The sequence below is a fragment of the uncultured Pigmentiphaga sp. genome, assembly GCF_937950555.1.
Classification (GTDB): domain Bacteria; phylum Pseudomonadota; class Gammaproteobacteria; order Burkholderiales; family Burkholderiaceae_B; genus Pigmentiphaga.
On the sequence record NZ_CALFCW010000049.1, the window covers coordinates 1 to 3200 of the forward strand.

Annotated in this window: 2 protein-coding genes; both read right to left on the minus strand. The window is 53.3% G+C overall.

From position 1 onward, the window contains the following. Positions 1-184: 184 nt before the first annotated feature. On the minus strand, positions 185-1936 hold the full coding sequence (locus tag Q0319_RS13205; RefSeq protein WP_299453216.1) for an ATP-binding protein: 1752 nt from the start codon (positions 1934-1936) through the stop codon (positions 185-187). A gap of 7 nt (positions 1937-1943) precedes the next feature. After that, complete coding sequence (locus tag Q0319_RS13210; protein ID WP_299453218.1) at positions 1944-3020, minus strand: SIR2 family protein; 1077 nt, start codon at positions 3018-3020, stop codon at positions 1944-1946. Positions 3021-3200 lie beyond the last annotated feature (180 nt).

Genomic DNA, 3200 nt, shown 5'->3' on the forward strand with positions numbered 1-3200 from the left:
GCCCTCGATAACCGCTACCTGATTTACCGGCAGGATGGGAAAATCCACCTCAAGGCAGGTCTTGGGACGGTTCGGATCGTTGAAATCGACGGTTTCGAGCGCGACTGCCTTGCCTGCACCGACGGCTTTGGCGACTTCCTGTTGGAGGAGTTCTTTTTTAGTAGCCATTCAAGATTCCTTACGCTTACACGCGTGATTGCCTGCGCATGTTTTCTACGGCAGCAATCAAGTCGACCTCTGCCTTGGGCGCGGCCCAACGCGTCCAGAAGGGAATCGTTGCACTGCGTGGTTCGTGTTTTGGTTTATCCATCTTGATGCGGGTTGGCAGCAGGGTGGCATCGCCCACGATGACAGCCTCACCAACATCCAGCGTTGGCAGCACTTCCATTAGCCCCTCCAGGCTTTCTGGCAAGAGCTGTTTAACCACCGCCTGGTCAGTCTTGTTGGCTAAACGCAAGCTGATGATGTTGCTGCATTGGCTGAGAATGGTCGTGCTGACGTCCGATGGGCGCTGACTGACCACCATCAACCCAACGCCGTACTTGCGGCCTTCTTTGGCGATGCGCTCGAAGTTTTCCAGAGCTCGCTTTTCCATTGGGCCAATAGATGCAACGCCACTGGGCAAGTAGAGATGCGCCTCATCGCAGACGAGCACGATAGGATGGCGCTCATCGCCATCGCCTCCCGGTTCGCTCCAGAACTGGATCTGAAAGACGACTCGTGCAACTAGTCCAACGACAACCGGGAGAATGTCCGAGGGCACTTCTGAGAAATCTACAATCTTTATTCCGGGATGCACTTCGCCATTCTTGCCACCAGTGCCAAGTAGCTTTTTCGCCAAATCATGCAAAGCCTCGTATGTATCGTACTCTGCGGGAGCCTGGTACATGAAGGCGTAGCGTCGATCTTTCGTTTTGACTTTGATCCTGTTCAGAAATCTCGTCAATTTTCCGAAAAGCGGCCCCTGCTTTTCCCCATTTTTCCCCGGAACCATTTCTCGATCTTTTTCTGCAATAGCATCGATAAGATCGGACAATTTATATGGTACGGGAGTATCCACGGTGAACCCATCGAGCAGCTCATGTTTCCCCAACCCCTCAATAGACTTCTTTTTCAATTCCACGACCTGCTTCATTAGCTCGCTTGCCTGGTTTGGAGCACTCTCCTCAGACCGATCCACGAACAGTGATTGCATCTCGTCATAGTTGAGCAGCCAGAAGGGCAAGAATATTGCACCGTCCTTCTTATCTTTCAGATCGCCGATGCTCGCAATGTGATAGTGGCTTGCGAACTTCATGCTCGAATACTCGCCATGAAGATCAAAGACGATGATGTTAGCGTGTGGTAACTGTGCAGCCTGCTCAAGGATAGATGCGACTGTGTAGGACTTTCCCGATCCTGTACTGCCAAGCAACGCAGCATGGCGCTGAAATAGTTTGTCGCCATCGATATAGGCACTAGCCTTGCCATCCAAGGTATAGGTGCCCACCTTGAGTGGAGCAACCGCGTCGTCCTTGGATGACGCACTCAATATACCCATGAAAACTTCAAGCGATTTTTCCTCAATGGGAAAAACCGGCCGGTTTATTTCCGGTAGGAGGAAGACAGCACGCGTGAATGTATTCTTTCGCTGCCCATCCCGGGCGCGATACGTGCCAACTAAACTAATCGAAAGGCCGTTTTCTTCTTGAGGTACGCCAGACAGATCCACTGGCGGTTCGGCTTCGGGCAGCGTCGGCAGATCCACCGGATGCCGCCATACCCTTTCGATGATGCCTATCAGCCATTCGTCCCCCATCGACTGGATGGCCACCAGTCGACCAACGCGTGCTTTTTGCAAACGCTGTCCGTCCGTCACTCGCACGGTGATCCGTGAGGTTTCAACACTGCGAACTTCGCCCAATGACTGTTCGTCTGTGAAGTTGAAAATGCTCATCCTCGCCTCACTCCAAAAATTTCCTCAAAAAATCATCCAATTGCCAGAGCGACTCTGGGCATGGCAGCATGCTTCCATTCCAGCGACAAACTGAGCCATCTCCATCCTTGAATATTGCGATCACGTGCGGGTGCTCGCCAAGCAGTTGTTCAATGTTTGGGGTCGGGTCGCGTGTGACAATGATCGCGGGCATGCCTGCAGCTAGGCGGTCCTTGATGACACCTTGCAAGTGGTCATCATTGAAGCCAAAGCCGATGCACAACAGTGCCTGCGCATTGGCAAGTGCCGTATTCATCGCGGTACGCATTTCGTCAAACAGCCTATTGACCAGTGCGTCCTGGTACTTTGACGGGCCGGGAACAACAATGGCTCGTCCAGTTGTGGCGGTATCGTTGAGCACCTCCATCGGCCCCTCATCAGTGGTCAGCCAACTAATGGAGCCGTGGGGCTTGTAGAGGCGAACGGTCTTGCAAAGCCTGTAATCGAATCGCTGCTGACGCTTTTCAGCTACCCAGATTTGGTTGTAGTGATTCTGGAATATTGGTCGGGGGCGCGGTTTTCGCCAACGGAATCCGGTGAAGCCTGTATCAAGGGGCAGTCCCGCCAGATCGCAAAACAACTCCAGCAGCGTGTCGTAGTTGGTCGTGATGACGTGAATGCCCTCCGAATTCTGCGGCGATCCATCGAACAGCCACTTCAGAAGGCGTGATGGTGCGTGCCCTTCGTCCGTTTTTTCTTGAAGAATCCTCGATTCGGCAGCGACAGTCTTTTCAAGTATCAACCGTGCCGTCTCGCTGCGAATGGCAGAAACGATTTCGGTCCAACCCGCCGCCCCCAGTGGAATATTGTTCAGGCCGGCTTCCAGGTTGCCTTTGATCGCATCAATTGCCTGCGCCCAAGCATTTCTTGCTTCAGCTGTGGTTAGTACGTCATCAACGGTATTTGCCAAGTGCTCTGCCAGATCTCCCATGCTCGGGAGACCATAGCCGCAGGAAAATCCCGACCCAACAAGGAGTACTGGTCCCTTACGGAAAATATCCTGTATTTCGTTGAAGAATTCTTCCGGCAAATCCGGTGACAACATATGATCTCCGCCTATTTGGTCAGCTCAACAAAGGGAGAAAGCACCTCCAACAGGGAGAGGCCTCCGTGCGTCAGTGTCGGGTACCCCCCTTGGCTGCGCCATTTCCTGCGCCCCAGGGCCAGCAGGTGATCGCCACGGGGGCCACTGATTTGCATGACCACAGGCGGCACAAAAGGTCCA

Bases quoted from the DNA above. Each gene is read 5' to 3' on its own strand.
- Q0319_RS13210 (WP_299453218.1), bottom strand. From the start codon at position 3,020: ATGTTGTCACCGGATTTGCCGGAAGAATTCTTCAACGAAATACAGGAT.
- Q0319_RS13205 (WP_299453216.1), bottom strand. From the start codon at position 1,936: ATGAGCATTTTCAACTTCACAGACGAACAGTCATTGGGCGAAGTTCGC.